Genomic DNA, 20659 nt, shown 5'->3' with positions numbered 1-20659 from the left:
CTTCTTAATGCACTCTCAAGAGTTTCGTTTTCTCCAACTTTTATTTCTGACATTCATTATCCCTCCCTCCGCTAGCTTAAATTAATAAATTCAACTCAGCTACGGGCTTAATAACACACGCTAAATTATACAACAGTTATATACCGTATGTCAACAATAAGATTAAACTTATTTTTTAACCTGGTGGCCAAGTTAAATTTCTACCACCTAAAACATGAAAATGTAAATGATTTACTGTTTGCCCACCTTGTTCACCGCAATTATTCACAATCCTATACCCATCATCCGATATATTAAATTCACTAGTTATTTTATTTATAACTTCAAATATACGTGCTATATATTTAGAGTTTTCTTCGTTTATAAAATTAGCACTTTGTATGTGTTTTTTAGGTATTACTAGAAAGTGAACTGGCGCTTCTTTATTTATATCATGAAAAGCATAGACTAATTCATCTTCATATATTTTATTAGATGGTATTTCACCATTTATTATTTTACAAAATATACAATCCATTCCATTTCACCTCCTTAATACTAGCATTATTTTTATTTTAACATATTTCCTATGCAATAGTCACCATTAGCTTCTAAAATTTCTACATCAATTATTTTTCCTACTGCATTTTTATCAGTTCCATTTACATGAACTTTAACATAATTTTTTGTATATCCTTCATATAAATCATCCGCATTCTTTACTTTTCTTTCAATTAGAACATCCATTTTTCTTCCTACTAAAGATTTAGAAAAACTTTCTTCATTCAATTCATTTAATTTAATTAATTTTTTACTTCTCTCTTCTTTTATGTTTCCATCTATTTGATTTTCCATATCATAAGCTTTAGTTCCAGTTCTAGGACTAAATTTAAATACATGTGTCTTTGTAAGCTTATTTCTCTTTAAAAATTCATATGTTTCATTAAATTCTTCTTCTGTCTCTCCTGGGAATCCTACAATTACATCCGTTGTTATTGAGACATCCTTTAAATTTTCTCTTAAAACCCTCACTATTTCTTCATACTCTTTTGCTGTATATCTTCTATTCATTCTTTTCAGTGTTTCTGTACACCCACTTTGAAGTGATAAGTGGAATTGTGGACAAAGCTTTTTCATATTTTTTATTTTTTCTACAACGTCAGATGTAAAGAATGCAGGTTCTATAGAACCTATTCTCACTCTCTCTATCCCATCAATATTCTCTATCTCTTCTAATAACGAGACTAAATCTACTTTCTCTTCTAAATCTAATCCGTAAGATGCTGTATGTATACCTGAAAGAATTATTTCTTTAAACCCATGTTTCGCAAGATTCTTAACTTCATCTAGTACTACATTAAAATCTTTTGAACAAACTGCTCCTCTTGTATACGGTATTAAGCAATATGTACAAAATCTATTACATCCATCTTGAATTTTTAAAAAAGCTCTTGTTTTATCTCTATAATCTTCTATTTTTAAATTTTCAAATTTTTTATTTTTTAATACTCCCCCAACTTCTATTTGCGGTTTTTTTTCATCTCTAGCTTTGTTTACATAGTATACAATATCGCCTTTATTTCTTGTTCCAAGTACTACGTCTACTCCTTCTATTCCCGCTACTTCTTTTGGAGCGATTTGCGAATAACATCCTACTGCTGCAACTATTGCATCCTCATTTTGTCTTCTTGCTCTTCCTATTACTTGCCTTGATTTTTTATCTCCCATATTTGTTACAGAGCATGTATTTATAACATAAACATCTGCTTTTTCTGAAAAGTCTACTACTTCATATCCTTCTCTTATAAATTTCTCTGTCATTGCTTCTGATTCATATACGTTAACTCTACATCCTAATGTTTGAAATGCTACTTTCATTTATTTTCCTCCTAAATCACCAAACTCATACTGAATTAGCGAAGTTGCTGTAAAACCTGCTGTTTCTGTTCTAAGTATTCTATTTCCTAAAGTGATTATTCTTCCATTTACATTTTCTAATTCTTTTATTTCTTCTTCTTCAAATCCACCTTCTGGACCCACCATTATCGCAATGGTTTTTATCTTTTCTTTATCTGTTTCACTTACTAATTTTTTTAATCCAAACTCTTCTTTATTTTCATATGGAACTATTACTAAGTCATACCCTTTTAATTCTTCTAAAAGACTTTTAAATTCTATTGGTTTTAATACTTTTGGTACAATACTTCTCTTGCTCTGTTTTGCTGCCTCTAATGCTATTCTATTTAATCTATCTAATTTTTTAAAATCACCTTTTAACTTCACATCAACTCTTTTTGTTAATACTGGAACAAAAGCTTTTAATCCAAGTTCTGTCCCTTTTTGTACTATTAAATCCATTTTTTGAGCTTTTGGAAGCCCTTGAAAAAGCGTTATTTCTACTGAACTTTCATTATTTATTTCTAATTTTTCTAAAATAGTAAGCTCTACTTCTGTTTTAGATATCTTTTTTATATTTGCCAAATATTCATTACCATTTGAATCATTTAATCTTACCGTTTCGCCTTCATCTAATCTAAGGACTTTATAAATATGCTTTACATCCTCACCAATTATTTTTGCATAATCATCAATTATTAAATTTGGTGCCGTAAAAAATTTATGCATAACTTAATTTTCCTCCTTATTTTAATTTAGCTACTATACAATTCCATTCACCATCTGTATTCACTTCAATAATTTCAAATCCATCTGCTTCTAATTTATCAGTTACCATCTTAACTCTTTCATGAATAATTCCTGAAGTTATAAACAATCCATTCTCTTTTAAAACTCTCTTTACATCATCTATTAAGACACAAATAATTTCTGCTAAAATATTTGCTACAACTATATCCGCTTTTCCTTCTATAACTTCAACTAAATTTCCATAAATAACTTCTACATTTTCTAAATTATTATACCCAACATTTTCTTTTGCTGATTCTACTGCTACAGGGTCTAGATCTACTCCTATTGCTTTTTTAGCACCTAATTTTGCTGCTCCTATAGCTAAAATTCCTGAACCACATCCTACATCAAATACAACACTATCTTTCTCTACATATTTATCTAATGCTTTTAAACACATACTAGTTGTTTCATGATCTCCTGTACCAAATGCCATTCCTGGATCTAATTCAATAACTAATTCATCATTTTTTGGCTCATATTCTTCCCAAATAGGCTTTACCACTAATTTTTCTGTTATTTTAGATGGCTTATAATACTTCTTCCAATTATTTGCCCAGTCCTCTTCATGTGTTTTTTCCATAACAACTTCACCAAGACCTACATCAATACCAAACTCTTTTAACTCTGCTACCTTCTCTTTTACAAAACTTAATATATCTTCTATATTATCTTCTTCTGCAAAATATCCTTTTACAACAGCAAATTCACCTTTATGTTCTAATACATTTATATCTGCAAAATCCCAAGTTAGTGGCCCTTGCTCTCTTCCTAGTATGTCATTAGGGTCTTCTACAGATACCCCTTTACAGTCTAATCCATAAAATATACCTGAAATAGGTTCTATAGCTTCGCTAGTTGTCTTTATTTTTATTTCAGTCCATGTTCCTTCCATGTATCTTCATTCCTTTCATTTTATAATTTACTAATACTTTATTTTACACTTATGTAAACCTTCTGTCTAGTTTATATCTATATACAAGTAAAAAAAGGCAGCATAAAAATGCTACCTTTAATTTGCCTACTTAAAGAATCCTTTTTTCTTATGATGTTCACCGTCATGTTCTTCACCAATTGCATCCATAAATTCTGCTAACGCAGCTTTTGCTTTAGCATTTAAATTTTTAGGAATATCAACTATAACTTTTACATACTGATCTCCACGACCACTTCCTTGAACTTTTGGAATTCCTTTTCCTTTTAATCTAAATACAGTTCCTGACTGTGTTCCCTCCGGAATAGTATATTTAACATTTCCATCTATTGTCTGAACTGTTATTTCTATTCCTAGTGCAGCTTTTGCCATACTTATATGTGTTTCCAAATGAACATCCGAACCTTTTCTTGTAAAGATTTTTGATGGAGTAACCATTATTTTTACATATAAGTCACCTGCTGGTCCGCCATTTACTCCTTGTTCACCTTGGCCTCTAAGCGGCATTACATTTCCAGTATCAACACCAGCTGGAATATTAACTTTTATTTTTCTATTTTTTCTTACTCTTCCTTTACCTTTACAATCAGTACAAGGTTCTTCTATTATTTTTCCAGTTCCATGACATCTATCACACTCTGAATTAGTAACAAAACTTCCAAGTGGAGTTTGTCTTTGTACTCTTATTTGACCTGTACCTCCACAATTAGGACAAGTCTTTGGTGTTGTTCCAGCTTTAGCTCCTGTTCCATTACATGTTTCACAATTCTCTGTTCTTGTCACAGAAATTTCTTTTTCAACACCTCTTATTGCTTCTTCAAATGTTAGTTTTATAGTATATTCAAGATCTGAACCTCTTCTTGGTCCATTTCTCTTAGCACTTGATGATCCTCCACCAAATCCTCCACCAAAGAAACTATCAAAAATATCACCCATATCAAAGCCACCAAATCCGCCACTGAATCCGCCAGCTCCGCCACCAAATCCACCTGCTCCATCAAAATCAGCAGTTCCATATTGGTCATATCTAGCTTTCTTTTCTGGATCTGAAAGTACTTGATATGCTTCATTAATTTCTTGGAATTTTTCTTGTGCCTCTTTGTTGTCTTTATTTTTGTCAGGATGGTATTTTATAGCTAATTTTCTAAATGCTTTTTTTATCTCAGCATCAGATGCTCCTTTTTCAAGACCTAACACTTCATAATAATCTCTATTTGCCATTTATTTATTTCACCACCAATTTTTATTTAAGCTTATAAAAAGGGAAGACGATTTTTTATCTTCCCTTTTAGTATTATATAAGAATTCTTCTCTTTGTTACAAGAATTATTTATCGTCTTCTACTTTAAAGTCTGCATCTACAACATTATCGTCATGTGGTGCACTTTGCTCAGCTCCTGCTTGACCTGCTCCACCCATATTACTTGGATCAAATCCTTCAGTACCTGGTGCTCCATTTTGACCATATAATTTAGAAGATATTGCATAGAACTCTTGAGTTAAGTCTTCTGTTGCTTTTTTAATTGCTTCTAAATCTTCGCCATCTTTAACAGTTTTTAAATCATTTACTTTTGCTTCTATTTTTGCCTTATCATCAGCTGATACTTTATCTCCAAGTTCAGTTAATGTTTTTTCTGTTTGGTAAACAGTTTGTTCTGCATTATTTTTTATTTCTATTGATTCTTTTCTTTTCTTATCTTCTTCAGCAAATTTTTCTGCTTCTTTTACAGCATTCTCTATTTCATCATCACTTAAATTAGTTGATGCTGTAATAGTTACATTAGCTTCTTTTCCTGTTCCTTTATCCATTGCAGATACTTTTACAATTCCGTTAGCATCTATATCAAATGTTACTTCAATTTGAGGAATTCCTCTTGGAGCTGGTGCTATTCCTGAAAGTGTGAATCTTCCTAATGTTTTATTATCAGCTGCCATTTGTCTTTCACCTTGTACTATATGAATTTCAACTGAAGTTTGACCATCTGCTGCTGTTGAGAATGTTTGACTCTTTTTAGCTGGAATAGTTGTATTTCTTTCTATTAAAGCTGTAGCAACTCCACCTAATGTTTCAATTCCAAGTGTTAATGGAGTAACATCTAATAATAATACATCTTTAACTTCTCCTGTTAAAACACCTGCTTGAATTGCTGCTCCAATTGCAACACATTCATCTGGGTTAACTCCTTTAGAAGGTTCTTGTCCTGTAAAGTTTTTAACCGCCTCTTGTACTGCTGGTATTCTTGTTGATCCACCTACTAAGATTACTTTATCTATATCTTTTATCGAAAGACTAGCATCGCTTAAAGCTTTCTTCATTGGTTCTATTGATCTTTGAACTAAATCATGAGTTAACTCATTGAATTTTGCTCTTGTTAAGTTTAAATCAATGTGCTTTGGTCCTGTAGCATCAGCTGTAATAAATGGTAAGTTAATGTTTGTTTGAGTTGATGATGATAACTCAATTTTAGCTTTTTCTGCTGCTTCTTTTAATCTTTGAAGAGCCATTTTATCATTTCTTAAATCTATTCCATTTTCAGCTTTAAATGTATCTGCTATATAATCCATAACTTTATTATCAAAGTCATCTCCACCTAATTTAGTGTCTCCATTTGTAGATAATACTTCAAATACTCCATCTCCAAGTTCTAAGATAGATACATCAAATGTTCCTCCACCTAAATCATAAACTAAAACTTTTTCATCTTTATCAGTTTTGTCTAATCCATAAGCAAGTGCTGCTGCTGTTGGTTCATTGATTATTCTTAAAACTTCTAATCCAGCTATTTTACCCGCATCTTTAGTTGCTTGTCTTTCAGCATCATTGAAGTATGCTGGAACTGTTATAACTGCTTGAGTTACTTTTTCTCCTAAATAGCTTTCAGCATCTGCTTTTAATTTTTGAAGTATCATTGCTGATATTTCTTGTGGTGTATATTCTTTATCATCAATTTTAACTTTATAATCAGTTCCCATATGTCTTTTAATTGAGATTATTGTTTTATCTGGGTTTGTTATTGCTTGTCTTTTAGCAACTTGCCCAACTAATCTTTCACCATTTGCTTGGAAAGATACCACTGATGGAGTAGTTCTAGCTCCTTCTGCATTTGTTATAACAACTGGTTCCCCACCTTCCATAACTGCAACACATGAGTTTGTTGTTCCTAAATCAATTCCTATTATTTTAGCCATAATATATTCCTCCTAAAAAACATTTTTTTGTTTTGTATAATTCTTTTTTATTTTAATTTGCTGTTTTCACCATTGAGTGTCTTATAATTTTGTCACCTTTCTGGTACCCCTTCATAAATACTTCTGCAACTACATTAGGTCCAAGTTCTGGATCTTCTACATGCATTATCGCATTATGAAAGTTTGGATCAAATCCATTAGTTGTATCTATTTCAGTTACTCCTAATTTTTCTAAAGATGTAGTAAATCCTTTTAATGTCATTTCTACACCTTGTTTTAAAGCTTCTAAATCACCTTCAGATGCTAGTGCTCTTTCAATGTTGTCTATACTTGGCACTATCTCCTTTAAAACATCAATATATGCATCTGCATATATTCCTTCCTTTTCTTTAGCTGTTCTTTTTCTGTAATTTTCATATTCAGCAGTCAATCTTAGAAGACGTTCTTTTAATGTGTCTACTTCATTAGATAATTTTTCATTTTCTTCTTTATATTTTTTTACTAAAGAAAACTCTTCATTTTTCTCTGTGTCATTATCTGAAGATTCAGCTTTAACCTCTTCTTCATTAGAAGTTTTATCTTTAATTTCTTCTACTGAATCTTTCTCTAATTTATCTTTTTTCTTACTCATTTACTTACTAACACCTCTTTTTCTATTTATCTGATAGCGAGTGCTCGTAATGCCCCTATTCTAGAGAATACTCACACGCTCCTAGATACATTCAATTAGATATTCAGTTAGAACTAACGTTCACCTGAATCAAATCTCATTTATCTAAATGCCCTCTTAAAGTTTTATTTAACTCTTTCATAACCTGAGCCATAATTGCCACAACTTTTGAATAGTTAATCCTTCTGGGGCCTATAAGACCTATAGTTCCTTTCATTCCATCTCCTAATAAATATTCAGCAGATATAATACTACATCCTTTAGCTTCTGGAATAAAATTTTCTTCACCAATTTTTATTGTTATATCTTTTTCTGGTTCAATAAGTTCAAGAACGCATTCTTCGTCATGAAGAAGTGATATTATTTCTTTAACCTTTTTAATATCATTGTACTCTGGATAATTAAATAAATTAGTTGTTCCTTCCATAAATACTTCCTTTGACTCTTCTTTTAAACAAGTATATAAAGCTTGTAATATTGCATTAAATAACTCTTCATGCTCTTTTAAGTCATTTCTCAAGTTATTTATTACCTCTAAATTAATTTCTTCTATAGTAAGTCCCCTAAGTCTTTCATTCAAAAGCTTTGTAAAAACTTCTATATTATCATTTGAAGGCATTTTTTTAACCTTAATTAAATGATTTTTTATTATTTCACTGTTAGTAATGACTACAAAAAGTAAATTTTCTTCATCAACACTCATTAATTTTATAGATTTAACTCTACTCATATTCATTGATGGAGTCTTTACAACACAGGTTAAATTCGTTAATTCTGAAAGTAATGTACTTGCATTTTTAACTACTTTACTAACCTCTAGCATTGCAGAATCAATTACATACTCCTTTATTTTAAGTTCTTCTTCTTTACTTAAAATAGAATTTCCCATCAAGCTATCTACATACATTCTGTATCCTTTACTTGAAGGTATCCTTCCTGCTGAAGTATGTGGCTGTTCTAACAATCCCATTTCTTCTAAATCAGACATTTCATTTCTGATTGTAGCAGCTCCAACTCCTAAGTCGTACTTTTTAGCGATTGTTCTTGAGCCAACAGGTTCTCCTGTATTAATGTAATCATTGATAATAGCTTCTAATATTCTTATTTTTCTATCATCAATAATCATAACATCACCTCTTTTGTTAGCACTCATTGTCTTAGAGTGCTAATGACTATATTTAAAATATATTCCTATTTAGGATTTTTGTCAATACTTTTTAATCTCTTTATTCCTGTTTTATTATTATTTTTCGAAATTATCTTCACTTTTCTCTTTTTTTCTAACTTTTTCTTTATTTTATAAAATCACTTAACACATAATTAGATACTTCAATTCCTTCTTGTGTTAAAAGTATCTTGTCCTTAGTTTCTCTCAATAAACCTTTTTTTATGCTAATAATTATCTCTTCTTTATAAATTTCTTTTATATCCTCATTAAATTTCTTTTTAAAATCTTCTTTATCTATTCCATCAATCATTCGAAGCCCTAAAAATACATACTCCTCTATATTTTCCTTCTTTTCATTTTCTATTATTTCTTCAATTGCATTTCCTTTTTCTTTCATTTCTTTTATATATTCTTTTACATTGGATTTGTTTTTTATTCTTTTATTATTTAAAAAAGAACTTGATGATGATCCTATACCTAAATATTCTTTTAATTTCCAATAGCCTTCATTATGTAGACATTCAAAACCTTTTTTACTATAGTTAGAAATCTCATACTGCTTATATCCATTTTTCTCTAATAAACTTTTTCCTATTGCATACATTTCTCTTTCTTCCTCTTCACTTGGAAGGTTTAATATATCTTTTTCATACATCTTATAAAATGGTGTTCCTTCTTCAATTATCAAGCTATAAAATGAGATATGTTCTGGATTTAAGTTTATAATTTCTTTTAACGTCTTCTCTACATCTTCAATACTTTGATTTGGTAGCCCAAACATCAAATCAATATTTATATTAGTGAACCCCACTTTTCTAGCTAACTTGAAATTTTCTTTAAACTGCTCTATTGTATGTATTCTCCCTATCTCTTTTAATAAACTATTATTTGTAGTCTGAAGCCCTAAACTAATTCTATTTATGCCTATCTCTTTAATTTTCTCAAGTTTTTCTTCATTTATTGTTCCTGGGTTACATTCCATAGTTTTTTCTGCATTTTCAGTAAATTTTATCTTTTTTAAAATTACACCTAAATAATCTAGTTCCGTAATATTTAAATGGCTCGGTGTTCCCCCACCTATAAATAATGACTCATATACATCATTACATCTTATTTCACTTTCTTTTTTTAACATTTCCAAATATTCTTTTCTCAAATAATCTATATTTGAAAAAGATGGAAAGTCACAATAGAAACATTTTTGTTTGCAAAATGGTATATGTATATATAATAATTTCTCTTTACTCATAATCTTCTCTCTTTCTTTTCATAATTTTATCCTTAATTTGATTTTTTATACTTTTTTATGCTAAAAAGGCAAATAGAATCTCTATTTGCCTACTATATATTAAAATAATTTTTCTGCTTCTTGTTCTAAATTTATTTCTTTACCTTCAGTTTTTATGATTGGAACATTATGTTTATTTTTAAATTTATAGAAGAAATTCGCAAATGCTATTTTTTTATCTCTAGTTATATTTAACTCTGCAGCAATTTTATCTAAATAATCTATTTCTTTTTCCTCATAGTTTCCATCTACAAGTGCTAAACCTAAAAGTTCAAAATAAGTAATCTTTTTTATTCTATCACTTGATTTTTTAAGAACAAACATCATTTCTGTATATGACATTTTGCTTACATTCTCTTCTTTTACATTTAACTCTTTTAAATATTCTCTAATTAACTTTTTTTCATTTTTTGCAATAACTCTATCAATTTCTGCTAAGCTATAAATTAAATTTGCAAAAGCCCTCTTTTCATCATTATTAAATTCTTTTAAAAACATAATCTTTCCTCTCTTTCGTGCATATACTACATTTTTATTCTATCATACTTTTTTATAAGATTTGTGACAATTTTGTTTTTTTCTCTTATATTTCTTTAAAATCTATATTATCTATTTCCCTTGTATATACATTTCTAAAAGTTCCTATTATTTTTACATTTAGAGTCTCCTCATTAAAGTTAAGTTCTATATTATTATTTACTCCAAATTTTCTTACAAAGCTATTTATTTTATTTTTATTTAATATTATTAAAAGCTTTTCCCCATTCTTTTTTAATAATGTTCCTGTACTTTGTCCTATTTTTCTGAATTTTTTACATTTTATTTTTACATCTCTTTCTTGTATTTCTATCATATAAAAATCCCTCCCTGAAGTTATATAAAAATTATATGCCTCTATGTAATCGTTTTATGCATCGCATAAAAAAAGAAAGTCTTATATAAGACTTTCCTTAAATATATTAATCTACTTTTAGTATTGACATGAATGCTTCTTGTGGTACTTCTACTGTACCTACCTGTCTCATTCTCTTCTTTCCTTCTTTTTGCTTCTCTAAAAGTTTTCTTTTTCTTGAAATATCCCCACCATAACATTTTGCAAGTACGTCTTTTCTCATTGCTTTTACTGTTTCTCTTGCAATAATCTTTGAACCTACTGCTGCCTGTATTGGCACTTCGAACATTTGTCTTGGAATTATTTCCTTAAGCTTTTCAGCAATTCCACGTCCTTTATGATAACTTCTTTCTTCTGGAACTATCATTGAAAGAGCATCTACTACATCTCCATTTAACAATATATCAAGTTTCACAAGTTTAGCTCTTACGTATCCTTTAAATTCATAATCTAAAGATGCATATCCTCTAGTTTTTGATTTTAAGGTATCAAAGAAATCATAAACTATTTCATTTAATGGAATATCATAGTTTATTACAGCTCTTGTTTCCTCCATATATGTCATATCTATATAAGTTCCTCTTCTTTCTTGACAGAACTCCATAACAGATCCAACATATTCAGTTGGTGTTATTATAGATGCTTTTACTATTGGCTCTTCCATATATTCAATCTCTGTCATAGGTGGAAGATTTGTTGGATTCGTAATATCAAGTTCTTCTCCATTAGTCTTTTTAATTTTATATATAACTGATGGTGCTGTTGTGATTATATCAAGATTGAACTCTCTTTCAACTCTTTCTTGAATAATTTCCATATGAAGAAGTCCTAAGAATCCACATCTAAATCCAAAACCTAAAGCTACAGATGTTTCTGGCTCAAAATTTAATGCAGCATCATTTATTTGAAGTTTTTCTAATGCTTCTTTAAGTTCTTCATATTTTGCTCCATCAACTGGATATATTCCTGAATAAACCATAGGTATTGCAGGTTTATATCCTGGAAGTGCTTCCTCTGTCTCTCTTCCTTTTTCTGTTATAGTATCCCCAACTCTTGCATCTTTTACATTTTTTATAGATGCCGTTATATATCCAACATCACCTGCTCTTAATTCTGTTGTAGGGAATAATCCTGGTGTAAATACACCTACTTCTGTTACATCATAAACTTTTCCATTTGACATAAACTTTATTTTAGTTCCTGGTTTTACTATACCATCTTTAACTCTTACGTATGAAACAACACCTTTGTACGTATCATAATATGAGTCAAATACTAACGCTTTAAGTGGGGCTTCTTCATCTCCACTTGGTGCTGGTATATCACGAATTACTGCTTCTAAAACCTGCTCTACATTTAAGCCTGTTTTAGCTGATATCATAGGTGCATCCTCTGCTAATATTCCTATTACATCTTCAATTTCTTCTTTTACCTCTTCAGCTCTTGATGATGGTAAATCTACTTTGTTTATAACTGGTGTTATTTCTAGATTATTATCTAAAGCTAAATAACAATTTGCTAAAGTTTGTGCTTGTATTCCTTGAGTTGCATCAACTACTAAAACAGCTCCTTCACAGGCTGCTAAGCTTCTTGAAACTTCATATGTAAAGTCTACATGCCCTGGAGTATCTATAAGATTTAGGGTATACTCTTCACCATTTTCACGTCTATATATAAGTCTAGCCGCTTGTGACTTTATTGTTATTCCTCTTTCTCTCTCTATTTCCATGTTATCTAAAACTTGTTCTTCCATTTCTCTTTTTGTAAGAGTTCCTGTTATCTCTAATAGCCTATCAGCTAGGGTTGATTTACCATGATCTATATGCGCTACAATCGAAAAATTTCTTATGAATTTTTGTCTATCATTTTTCATATATATTAAAACTGCCCTTCTTATGTACTAAACAGTTCTTTCCACCCCCGTTTTTTTCTAAAATCAAGCTAAATTATAACATAATTTTTTAAAAAAGTGTGAGTATTTTATATTAAACTTAAACTGCTCTTTATATTTTTTACTTTTTCTTTAAAAAAATTCACGTATTTCATTAATTATTTCTAAGGCTTTTTTCATTATCTTATTTAATACTTCTGATTCATTTTTTATTTTAAAGTTTACCTCATTAAATTTTAGTAATGTGCCATCTTCTTCCTCATATATTTTTACTACTGCCTTATCTTGAATAAATTTTTCAAATTCTTTCCCAAATTCTTCACTTACCATTTCAAAATTTTCCTCTGCTGAAACTCCAATTGGCGATAAAGTCTTTGTGTTTTTTATATTTATATTTATTAAAGCTCCTACTACAATTAAACTCATTATAATCATATACATATATATTATTAAACTTTTATATTTTTTCATATGTCAACCCTCCTAAATTATCTTATTTAAAAGAATTGACATATTTTTATTTTTTATTCATTTATTTTTTATTCTTTATATATTCAGCTATTACTCTTGCTATATATTCTCCAGTCTTCTTTGCTTCTTTTGATGTATTAGTATTCGCACCAACTTCAATTAAAATAGAATTTTTTCCTATTTGCTGTGCTAAACCATGCTTTCCTCTACTATATGTTAGTGGTTCAGTTTTTCTATTTAACGTTGGATATAATTCATTTGTAATTTTTATAAATTCTCTAGCTACTTTATCATTTTCTTTAAAGTAAGGCGAGCTTGCGCTATTTACAAACATTATTTTAGCTGCACCTTCCCCATTTACCTTAGTATAAAATGGCTTTTTATTATTTCCTTTTACACCATCTCTATGAATATCTATTATTAAATCAAAATTATTACCATATTTATCAATATACTTTTTATATGTTTCTTGAGTTCTTAAGTACGCATCGTCATAAGATATATCATGAACTGTTTTATCATAAATAATATCTATTCCATATTTTTCTTTCAGATCTTTCTCTATAACTTCTGCTACACCTTTTACACTATAATTTTTATTTGTAGTAAAAGTTTTTGTTTCTGAATAATTTTCTGTTCCATGAGTATTTACCATAAGAATCTTTGGCTCTTTCCCCTTTAAAGCTTCTTTAAGCTCTTTATCATACTCTTTAAGTTCTTTCTCAGTATATTTAGCTACTGCATCATCTCCTAATTTAAAATCTTCATAGCCCTCTGTTTCAGCATCAACTATCATATTCATCTTTATATACGGAAGTTCTGCGTCTAATACTGTATTTGGTCCTACATCAGTTATACCAACTGCTTCTAGTGCTACTTTCCCTAAAGACATTGAGCTTTCAGCAAAATCTTCTACATCATATATCATTTCTTCTACTAAAGGTAATCCAAAGTTAAGCATTTGTACATATGGATGTGCTCCTCTTTCAAAATTATTAGACATAACACCAAAACATCTCCCAAAAAATACTACACTTATGATTAGTAGACCTAAAAGACTAAAATCAATATTTATATTTTTATTATTCTTTCTATCTCTTTTTATTCCAATAGTTTCTGTACTCACTCTAATCCCCTCCTAGTTCTCTTTATAAATATATGAGAGGATTGACATAATTATTATACTTTTTTATTTAATTTATAAATCTTCTTATTTCTTCTAAATCTAGATTTGGTTGAACTCCTATATTAATAGCACTAGATATTATTTTTGAAAATCCATCTATGACTAAATCTACTTCCTTTGGTGTTACTATAAGATCACCTATATATGGATTTAATAAAGATTTTATTAATTTACTCTTCTCTTCTTTATCTATAGAATTCAGCATATTAAAAAATTCTCCATCTCGCTCTGATATATTAGAAAGCTCTTCTATTATTAAATCCATACTATCATTTACAATTGTTGCCGCATCTACAACTGTAGGAACCCCTATTGAAATAACTTTAACGCCTAAACTTTCTTCATCTATTCTCATTCTTTTATTATTCACTCCTGCTCCTGGCGAAATTCCTGTATCACTTATTTGAATAGTTCTATTTATTCTTTCAATTTTCCTTGATGCTAAAGAATCTACACATATTACTACTGTTGGCTTTATCTTTTGTACAAGCCCTTTTATTATTTCCACACTTTCAATCCCTGTAAGACCAAGCACTCCTGGTGCTATTGCACATACTGAATTTATTTCTTCATCAAATTCATCTGGCATTATTTTTTTCAAATGTCTTGTTATCATTATCTTTTCCATTACTTTTGGTCCTAATGAATCCGGTGTTATTTTCCAATTACCAAGTCCTACTACTAAAGCTGTTTTTTCTTTTTCCTCCTCCCCTATAAGCTTTCTTAATATTTTACCTGTTATTACACTTGCATTTTCTATAAGTTTTCCATCATAAATAGTATTTTCTGAAATTTCCAAAGTTATATATGTTCCTATTGGTTTTCCTATTTTTATACTTCCTTCTTCATTTAATATTTTTATTCTTGTAATTTTTATATTTTCTATCTCTTTTTCCTCTAAAATTACACCATCTACTTCTTTTTTATTTATTTTTTTATAATTTTCATTTCCCTCTAAAGCTAAGTCTGTCCTTACATTCAATATATTTCTACCACCTTTCATTTTACGTATCTAATATTATTTTTCCTATTCTTTTAAATTTAATACTTGAATATCTAATACTTCAATGCTATAATATGGTTTGTTGAATATAACCTCGACGTAAATTCTATGTAATTTCGTCGATACCCTATAAAATCTCAAGGGGGTGAAATGAATGGCAAACATAAAATCAGCAAAGAAAAGAATTAAAGTTACTGAAACTAAAACTTTAAGAAATAGAATGGTTAAATCAGCTTTAAAAACTGCTATAAAGAAGTTTGAAGCTGCTGTTGAAGCTAATAACGCTGAAGAAGCTAAAACTTTATTCGTAGCTACTGCTAAATCTTTAGATATGGCTGCTTCTAAAGGAATTCTTCACAAGAACATGACTGCTAGAAAGAAGTCAAGATTAGCTGCAAAGTTAAATGCTATGGCATAGTATATAAACCGACCTTTGGTCGGTTATTTACTTTTAACAGTATTCTTGTTACATAAATGAGACTTAATTCAATTGAAGCTTTTAGCATCACTGAATATCTAGTTGAATTTATCTAAAGCTAATTCTAAATAATAGAACTAGCTATGAGATAAAAACCTTGCATTTTGCAAGGTTTTTTTATTTCTTTATTAAAGCCATATTTAATATTAAAAGCTCTAATTCCATTTTCTTATCTCTACTTGTACTTTTTAAAGTTTTCTCTGTTTCTATACAAAGTTTCATACTTTCTTTAAGTTGATTAAAAGAAAACTTTTTACTTTGATTTACCATCTTCTCTACAACAAACATAGGCAACCTAGTTATACTTTGTATATTATCTATAGATTTCCCTTCTTTTAATAAAAGCTTATAATCATATAATTTTTTTATTTGATTTTGTATAGATATTAATATAAGCATATGCTGATCTGCTTTAAATAAAAGTTCATTTACTATTTTTATAGCTTTTTCTGTTTTCTTTTGCCCTATAAAATCAACTAAATCAAAAACATCGTCATCATCATTATTTAAAACCATTTTATCAATATCTTCTCTTTTAATTTCACGACCATTTGTATAATCGACTATTTTACAAACTTCTTTTTTAGCAATTTCCATGTTCATTGGAATTTTTTCCGCATAATACTTTAAATTTATAGTACTTATTTCTCCACCATATTCTTTAAATAATCCTTGTAATCTTTTATAAAACCCATCTCTTTTAAGTTTATCTACCTGAACTATAGTTGTAACTTTATCAAGTCCCATAATACCTTTATTTTTCTTTGCATTCTCTCTTTTATCATTAAATACATAATACATAATAAGTACTGTCGTACTTGGAATATCTTTTAAATATTCTTTCATTTCTTTATAAAAACTTTTTCTATTTGAATCAACTTTTTCTTTTAAAAAATTGCATCTATAAATTACTACTACTTTTTTCTCTGCCATAAAAGGGAATGTTTCACATGCATTTTTCACTTCATCAAACTCACACTTAATTCCATCAAATTTTGTAAAATTCAAATCTTCTTCTGAACTTACATATCTTTTACTTATTTTATCTATACCTTCTTTTATTAATTCCTCATCTGGTCCACATAAAATATATGAATTTTTTTCTTTCCCTGATTTTAATTCTTTTAATACTAAATCTAAATTTACCAAATCAAACCACCTTTTATTCTATAATTAAAACCTTATCCTTTATAAGTTTTAACTTTTTTTCTCTTCCTTCTTTAAAGTTTATTATATCATAATCTAAATAGTCTAGTTCCCCTTTTGACATCTTTAATAAATATTTTTTATCATCTAATTTTAGTATATAATCTTTTCCAAAACTCTCTACTTCTATATTTTTATTTATATTTATTTTCTCTTTTACAAACTTACTATCTGTTTTCTTTTTAACCTCTTTTAAATCTATATTTTTACTATTAGTCATTATAGCTTTTTCTCCTTTATATGAAATTACAATAGCCCCTTCTTTTCTATATTCTATGGTTGGAAACACACTATAATTTATTGCAAATAAGAATATCATATATACAATTGGAGCATATTTTATATATCTTACTCCTTTCTTATAAAGATAAAAACTCCCTAAAATAAAAATATAAAAATATCCAACAAGTTCTCCTAAATACATTTCTCTTAAACCTAATGAATCTATTCCCCTTAAAAGATTAAAAAATAATTCTACCGTATTATATAAAAGCAAAATTACAAATCCAAATATAACTTCTATTTTATAAATTACAAATCCTATGAGTCCTAATATAAGTATTAAATTTATTATTGGAACTATTACTAAATTTCCTATTAAAAATGAAATTGAAATAGTATTAAAATATATTATTAGTAATGGAAGTGTTAAAATTTGTGCTGAAATAGATACACTAATTACTGATCTATATGGACTTTTAATTTTATATATTATACTTTCTATTTTTTTATTAAAAAGTATAATTCCTATTGTTGCTCCATATGAAAGTTGAAACCCTATACTAAATATAAAATATGGTTTCCAAAAAAATAATATTATCATACTTATAAAAATTCCACTTAAAGGATGTACTGTTCTTCTAAAGAAAAAACTTAATGAAATAAAGAATATTCCTATAAATGCCCTTAAGCTTGAAAAGCTTAACCCGCTTAAAATAACATACAAAAATGTTATCAATAAGCTGATTTTTGTATTGCTTAATTTTTGTATCAACATAAAAATTAATCCAATATGAAGTCCAGATACGCTAATTGCATGAATTATTCCAAGCTCTCTCATATCTTTTTCATCATATTTATCTAAACTCTCATCTCGTCCAAATAAAATTGATGATACTAAAGAGCTATTTTTTTCTCCAATTTTTTCTTTTAATTTATTTTTATAATCCTCTTTTAATAATGCAAGCTTTGTAAAAATACTTCCGTTAAGAATTTCATAGTTTATACAATTCACATTTCCAATTCTACCCTTTTCTTTATTTATCTTTTTTCTAAACTCACCATTTATAGAAATTTTACTTCCCTCTACAATTTTCTCTAAGTCTCCTACTATTTCAAACTCTCGTCCTTTTTCTTCTCCAATCCCATAATTCCCATAATTTTTTATAACTCTAACTTCTTCTAAATTAGGCTTATACTCATAAAACCCTTTATTGACTAGTAATCCAACTAAAAATAATAACCCTATAATTAATGTAAACTCTATTCCCTCCCTAAATATTAAAACTATGAAAAAAAGACTAGTAAACAGAAGTACTAGCCCTAAATTATAATCATAATATACATAAAACATATTGCTTATCATAAATCCAATACTTATATATATAATTGGATATCTCACTTTCTCTAAATTAAGTATATTCATTTTAAGCACCTCTCTCTTTTAAGGTTTGCCCATTTTTTCAAAATTAAAACTTAAATATTGAAACTTTCTCCAAATTATTTACTCTTAGGATTAAAAATTATTGCCATTAAATACCCAAAAATAATTGCTGCAGTTATCCCTCCAGCTCCTCCCTTTATTCCACCTGTAAACGCCCCTAAAAATCCAACTTTATCTACCTCTAGCATAACTGATTTTGCAAGAGAATTTCCAAATCCAGGTAATGGAATTGTTGCACCTGCACCTGCAAAAGAAATTAACTTATCATACACTCCTAAAAATCCTAAAACGGCTCCTATAATTACAAATAACACAAGAATTCTTCCTGGTGTTAATTTTGTTTTTTCCATTAAAATTTGGGCAATTACGCATATCCCTCCACCTACTATAAATGTTTTTATATAGTCCATATAAATTCCACTACCTTTCTATACTTATTGCATGTGCTATTCCTGGAATACTTTCTCCTTGAAGGGCTGATGTTGGGCTCATAAGAGCACCTGTAGAAATTAACAACATTTTCTTAATTTCTTTTCTTTTTAACTTCTTATAAAAATATCCTGCAAAAACAACTGCTGAACATCCACATCCACTTCCACCTGATTCTGTTTTTTGATATTCATCACTAAAAATCATTTCACCACAATCTTTATAATTTCTACTTATATCATATCCATACTCTAAAAGTAATTTTTCTGTTATTATTCTTCCTACCTTACCTAAATCTCCAGTTACTATTACATCATAATATTCTGGATTTCTTCCTGTATCTTTGAAATGATTATATAATGTATCTACTGCAGCTGGTGCCATAGCTGCCCCCATATTGCTTGCATCTTTAATTCCATAATCTTTTACTATGCCTGTTGTTATAGTAGTTATTTTAGGATAATCCCCTTCTCTTCCTAAAATAACTGCACCTGCTCCCGTTACAGTCCATTGAGATGTTCTGCTTCTTTGACTTCCATATTCTAAAGGAAATCTAAACTGCCTTTCTGCAGCACAAAAATGAGATGAAGTACTACATACAATATATTTTCCTATATTACTATCAACTAAAATACTCCCAAGGCTTAACCCTTCTGTCATTGTAGAACAAGCACCATATAATCCAAAGAAAGGTATTTGAAGCTCTCTTGCTGCAAAAGATGATGCTATTATTTGATTTAATAAATCTCCTGAAAATAAATAGTCTATATCGTTTTCCTTTAAATTTGCTCTTTTTATTGCAGCTTTTATTGTTTTACATAACATTTGACTTTCTGCTTTTTCATAGCTATTCATTCCATACATCTCATCTTTTAATATATGATCAAAATATTTAAAGAGAGGCCCCTCTCCTTCTCTTGGACCTACTGTTGAAAAAGCACTTATAATTTTAGGTTCATTTTCTAATATAATTGTTCTATCTCCAATTTTTTTATTCATTATAACCTCTCTTATATAATCTTTACTATATAATATATTATTCCTATGATTACAGATACTCCAATTCCATAAACAAGAACAGGACCTGCTATAGTAAATATTTTTGATGCTACCCCAAAAATAAATCCTTCTTTTTTATACTCAATAGCTGGTGCTACTACTGCATTTGCAAATCCTGTTATGGGCACAACAGTTCCTGCCCCTGCAAAATTTGCTATTTTATCATAAATTCCAAGTCCAGTTAAAAAAGCTCCTAAAAATATCATAATAATTGATACTATAGTTCCCTTCTCCACTTCTTTTCCACCAAGGAAAATTATAATATCTCCTATTATTTCTCCTATCACACAAATAGCCCCTCCTACAAAAAAGGCTCTTATTGAATTTCTTAATATTTTAGTTTTTGGTTCACTTTCTTTTGCAAGGGACTTAAACTTTCTTCTTATTTTCTTCTCATTCTTATTAAACTTCATCTTAAACACTTCCTTTATATTTTTATTATTTCAAAATTTTCTATATTTTATT

21 protein-coding genes are annotated in these 20659 nt (G+C 28.7%); 1 reads left to right on the top strand and 20 read right to left on the bottom strand.

Annotated elements, in window-relative coordinates:
- Positions 1 to 175: 175 nt before the first annotated feature.
- From ACRDDY_RS12755 to gpr, 15 genes are all read right to left on the bottom strand, one after another.
- On the bottom strand, positions 176 to 517 hold the full coding sequence (locus ACRDDY_RS12755) for a histidine triad nucleotide-binding protein (RefSeq protein ID WP_438565326.1): 342 nt from the start codon (positions 515 to 517) through the stop codon (positions 176 to 178).
- A 32-nt stretch (positions 518 to 549) separates the two neighbouring features.
- Entirely contained in the window at positions 550 to 1857 is a 1308-nt protein-coding gene (gene mtaB, locus ACRDDY_RS12750) for a tRNA (N(6)-L-threonylcarbamoyladenosine(37)-C(2))-methylthiotransferase MtaB (RefSeq protein ID WP_438565325.1), read from the bottom strand.
- Positions 1858 to 2604: a 16S rRNA (uracil(1498)-N(3))-methyltransferase gene (locus tag ACRDDY_RS12745; protein WP_438565324.1), complete on the bottom strand. Its 747-nt coding sequence runs from the start codon at positions 2602 to 2604 to the stop codon at positions 1858 to 1860.
- A 16-nt stretch (positions 2605 to 2620) separates the two neighbouring features.
- Positions 2621 to 3562, bottom strand: coding sequence for a 50S ribosomal protein L11 methyltransferase (gene prmA / locus ACRDDY_RS12740; protein ID WP_438565323.1), 942 nt, complete (start codon positions 3560 to 3562; stop codon positions 2621 to 2623).
- 126 nt (positions 3563 to 3688) lie between these two features.
- The gene (gene dnaJ / locus ACRDDY_RS12735; protein ID WP_438565322.1) at positions 3689 to 4822 is read right to left on the bottom strand and encodes a molecular chaperone DnaJ; all 1134 of its coding nucleotides are present in this window, start codon (positions 4820 to 4822) and stop codon (positions 3689 to 3691) included.
- A gap of 105 nt (positions 4823 to 4927) precedes the next feature.
- Positions 4928 to 6790 (bottom strand): molecular chaperone DnaK, encoded by a 1863-nt coding sequence (dnaK, locus tag ACRDDY_RS12730; RefSeq protein ID WP_438565321.1) that lies wholly within the window; start codon positions 6788 to 6790, stop codon positions 4928 to 4930.
- A 52-nt stretch (positions 6791 to 6842) separates the two neighbouring features.
- On the bottom strand, positions 6843 to 7421 hold the full coding sequence (gene grpE / locus ACRDDY_RS12725; RefSeq protein WP_438565320.1) for a nucleotide exchange factor GrpE: 579 nt from the start codon (positions 7419 to 7421) through the stop codon (positions 6843 to 6845).
- A gap of 136 nt (positions 7422 to 7557) precedes the next feature.
- Positions 7558 to 8586 (bottom strand): heat-inducible transcriptional repressor HrcA, encoded by a 1029-nt coding sequence (hrcA, locus tag ACRDDY_RS12720; protein WP_438565319.1) that lies wholly within the window; start codon positions 8584 to 8586, stop codon positions 7558 to 7560.
- A gap of 166 nt (positions 8587 to 8752) precedes the next feature.
- Positions 8753 to 9877 carry a radical SAM family heme chaperone HemW gene (gene hemW, locus ACRDDY_RS12715; protein WP_438565318.1) on the bottom strand — a complete coding sequence of 375 codons (1125 nt, stop codon included), beginning with the start codon at positions 9875 to 9877 and terminating at the stop codon, positions 8753 to 8755.
- Between the two features lie 99 nt (positions 9878 to 9976).
- The gene (locus ACRDDY_RS12710) at positions 9977 to 10414 is read right to left on the bottom strand and encodes a hypothetical protein (protein WP_438565317.1); all 438 of its coding nucleotides are present in this window, start codon (positions 10412 to 10414) and stop codon (positions 9977 to 9979) included.
- An 85-nt stretch (positions 10415 to 10499) separates the two neighbouring features.
- Complete coding sequence (locus ACRDDY_RS12705) at positions 10500 to 10769, bottom strand: hypothetical protein (protein WP_438565316.1); 270 nt, start codon at positions 10767 to 10769, stop codon at positions 10500 to 10502.
- Between the two features lie 106 nt (positions 10770 to 10875).
- Positions 10876 to 12681 (bottom strand): translation elongation factor 4, encoded by a 1806-nt coding sequence (gene lepA, locus ACRDDY_RS12700; RefSeq protein ID WP_438565315.1) that lies wholly within the window; start codon positions 12679 to 12681, stop codon positions 10876 to 10878.
- A gap of 150 nt (positions 12682 to 12831) precedes the next feature.
- Positions 12832 to 13170, bottom strand: coding sequence for a hypothetical protein (locus ACRDDY_RS12695; RefSeq protein ID WP_438565314.1), 339 nt, complete (start codon positions 13168 to 13170; stop codon positions 12832 to 12834).
- A 61-nt stretch (positions 13171 to 13231) separates the two neighbouring features.
- Positions 13232 to 14296: a stage II sporulation protein P gene (spoIIP, locus tag ACRDDY_RS12690; RefSeq protein WP_438565313.1), complete on the bottom strand. Its 1065-nt coding sequence runs from the start codon at positions 14294 to 14296 to the stop codon at positions 13232 to 13234.
- A gap of 67 nt (positions 14297 to 14363) precedes the next feature.
- The gene (gene gpr, locus ACRDDY_RS12685) at positions 14364 to 15341 is read right to left on the bottom strand and encodes a GPR endopeptidase (RefSeq protein WP_438565328.1); all 978 of its coding nucleotides are present in this window, start codon (positions 15339 to 15341) and stop codon (positions 14364 to 14366) included.
- Between the two features lie 172 nt (positions 15342 to 15513).
- On the opposite strand from gpr, the gene rpsT reads away from it, so the two are divergent.
- Positions 15514 to 15777 (top strand): 30S ribosomal protein S20, encoded by a 264-nt coding sequence (gene rpsT / locus ACRDDY_RS12680; RefSeq protein WP_438565312.1) that lies wholly within the window; start codon positions 15514 to 15516, stop codon positions 15775 to 15777.
- A 177-nt stretch (positions 15778 to 15954) separates the two neighbouring features.
- Here rpsT and holA read toward each other — a convergent pair whose 3' ends face one another.
- The 5 genes from holA to spoVAC form a co-directional block, all read right to left on the bottom strand.
- On the bottom strand, positions 15955 to 16986 hold the full coding sequence (gene holA / locus ACRDDY_RS12675; RefSeq protein WP_438565311.1) for a DNA polymerase III subunit delta: 1032 nt from the start codon (positions 16984 to 16986) through the stop codon (positions 15955 to 15957).
- A 13-nt stretch (positions 16987 to 16999) separates the two neighbouring features.
- The gene (locus ACRDDY_RS12670; RefSeq protein WP_438565310.1) at positions 17000 to 18688 is read right to left on the bottom strand and encodes a ComEC/Rec2 family competence protein; all 1689 of its coding nucleotides are present in this window, start codon (positions 18686 to 18688) and stop codon (positions 17000 to 17002) included.
- 74 nt (positions 18689 to 18762) lie between these two features.
- On the bottom strand, positions 18763 to 19116 hold the full coding sequence (spoVAE, locus tag ACRDDY_RS12665; RefSeq protein ID WP_438565309.1) for a stage V sporulation protein AE: 354 nt from the start codon (positions 19114 to 19116) through the stop codon (positions 18763 to 18765).
- 10 nt (positions 19117 to 19126) lie between these two features.
- On the bottom strand, positions 19127 to 20134 hold the full coding sequence (spoVAD, locus tag ACRDDY_RS12660; RefSeq protein WP_438565308.1) for a stage V sporulation protein AD: 1008 nt from the start codon (positions 20132 to 20134) through the stop codon (positions 19127 to 19129).
- An 11-nt stretch (positions 20135 to 20145) separates the two neighbouring features.
- Complete coding sequence (spoVAC, locus tag ACRDDY_RS12655; protein WP_438565307.1) at positions 20146 to 20607, bottom strand: stage V sporulation protein AC; 462 nt, start codon at positions 20605 to 20607, stop codon at positions 20146 to 20148.
- Positions 20608 to 20659: the final 52 nt, after the last annotated feature.

This window comes from Clostridium sp., assembly GCF_051656525.1.
Lineage (GTDB): Bacteria > Bacillota > Clostridia > Clostridiales > Clostridiaceae > Clostridium.
This window is presented reverse-complemented; position numbering and strand designations above follow the sequence as displayed.

Coding starts and splice junctions, on each gene's coding strand:
- ACRDDY_RS12705 (WP_438565316.1), bottom strand. CDS start 10,769: ATGATAGAAATACAAGAAAGAGATGTAAAAATAAAATGTAAAAAATTC.
- dnaK (WP_438565321.1), bottom strand. CDS start 6,790: ATGGCTAAAATAATAGGAATTGATTTAGGAACAACAAACTCATGTGTT.
- rpsT (WP_438565312.1), top strand. CDS start 15,514: ATGGCAAACATAAAATCAGCAAAGAAAAGAATTAAAGTTACTGAAACT.
- spoVAC (WP_438565307.1), bottom strand. CDS start 20,607: ATGAAGTTTAATAAGAATGAGAAGAAAATAAGAAGAAAGTTTAAGTCC.
- ACRDDY_RS12670 (WP_438565310.1), bottom strand. CDS start 18,688: ATGAATATACTTAATTTAGAGAAAGTGAGATATCCAATTATATATATA.
- hrcA (WP_438565319.1), bottom strand. CDS start 8,586: ATGATTATTGATGATAGAAAAATAAGAATATTAGAAGCTATTATCAAT.
- ACRDDY_RS12710 (WP_438565317.1), bottom strand. CDS start 10,414: ATGTTTTTAAAAGAATTTAATAATGATGAAAAGAGGGCTTTTGCAAAT.
- hemW (WP_438565318.1), bottom strand. CDS start 9,877: ATGAGTAAAGAGAAATTATTATATATACATATACCATTTTGCAAACAA.
- prmA (WP_438565323.1), bottom strand. CDS start 3,562: ATGGAAGGAACATGGACTGAAATAAAAATAAAGACAACTAGCGAAGCT.
- ACRDDY_RS12755 (WP_438565326.1), bottom strand. CDS start 517: ATGGATTGTATATTTTGTAAAATAATAAATGGTGAAATACCATCTAAT.
- grpE (WP_438565320.1), bottom strand. CDS start 7,421: ATGAGTAAGAAAAAAGATAAATTAGAGAAAGATTCAGTAGAAGAAATT.
- lepA (WP_438565315.1), bottom strand. CDS start 12,681: ATGAAAAATGATAGACAAAAATTCATAAGAAATTTTTCGATTGTAGCG.
- ACRDDY_RS12695 (WP_438565314.1), bottom strand. CDS start 13,170: ATGAAAAAATATAAAAGTTTAATAATATATATGTATATGATTATAATG.
- mtaB (WP_438565325.1), bottom strand. CDS start 1,857: ATGAAAGTAGCATTTCAAACATTAGGATGTAGAGTTAACGTATATGAA.
- dnaJ (WP_438565322.1), bottom strand. CDS start 4,822: ATGGCAAATAGAGATTATTATGAAGTGTTAGGTCTTGAAAAAGGAGCA.
- ACRDDY_RS12745 (WP_438565324.1), bottom strand. CDS start 2,604: ATGCATAAATTTTTTACGGCACCAAATTTAATAATTGATGATTATGCA.
- spoVAE (WP_438565309.1), bottom strand. CDS start 19,116: ATGGACTATATAAAAACATTTATAGTAGGTGGAGGGATATGCGTAATT.
- spoVAD (WP_438565308.1), bottom strand. CDS start 20,134: ATGAATAAAAAAATTGGAGATAGAACAATTATATTAGAAAATGAACCT.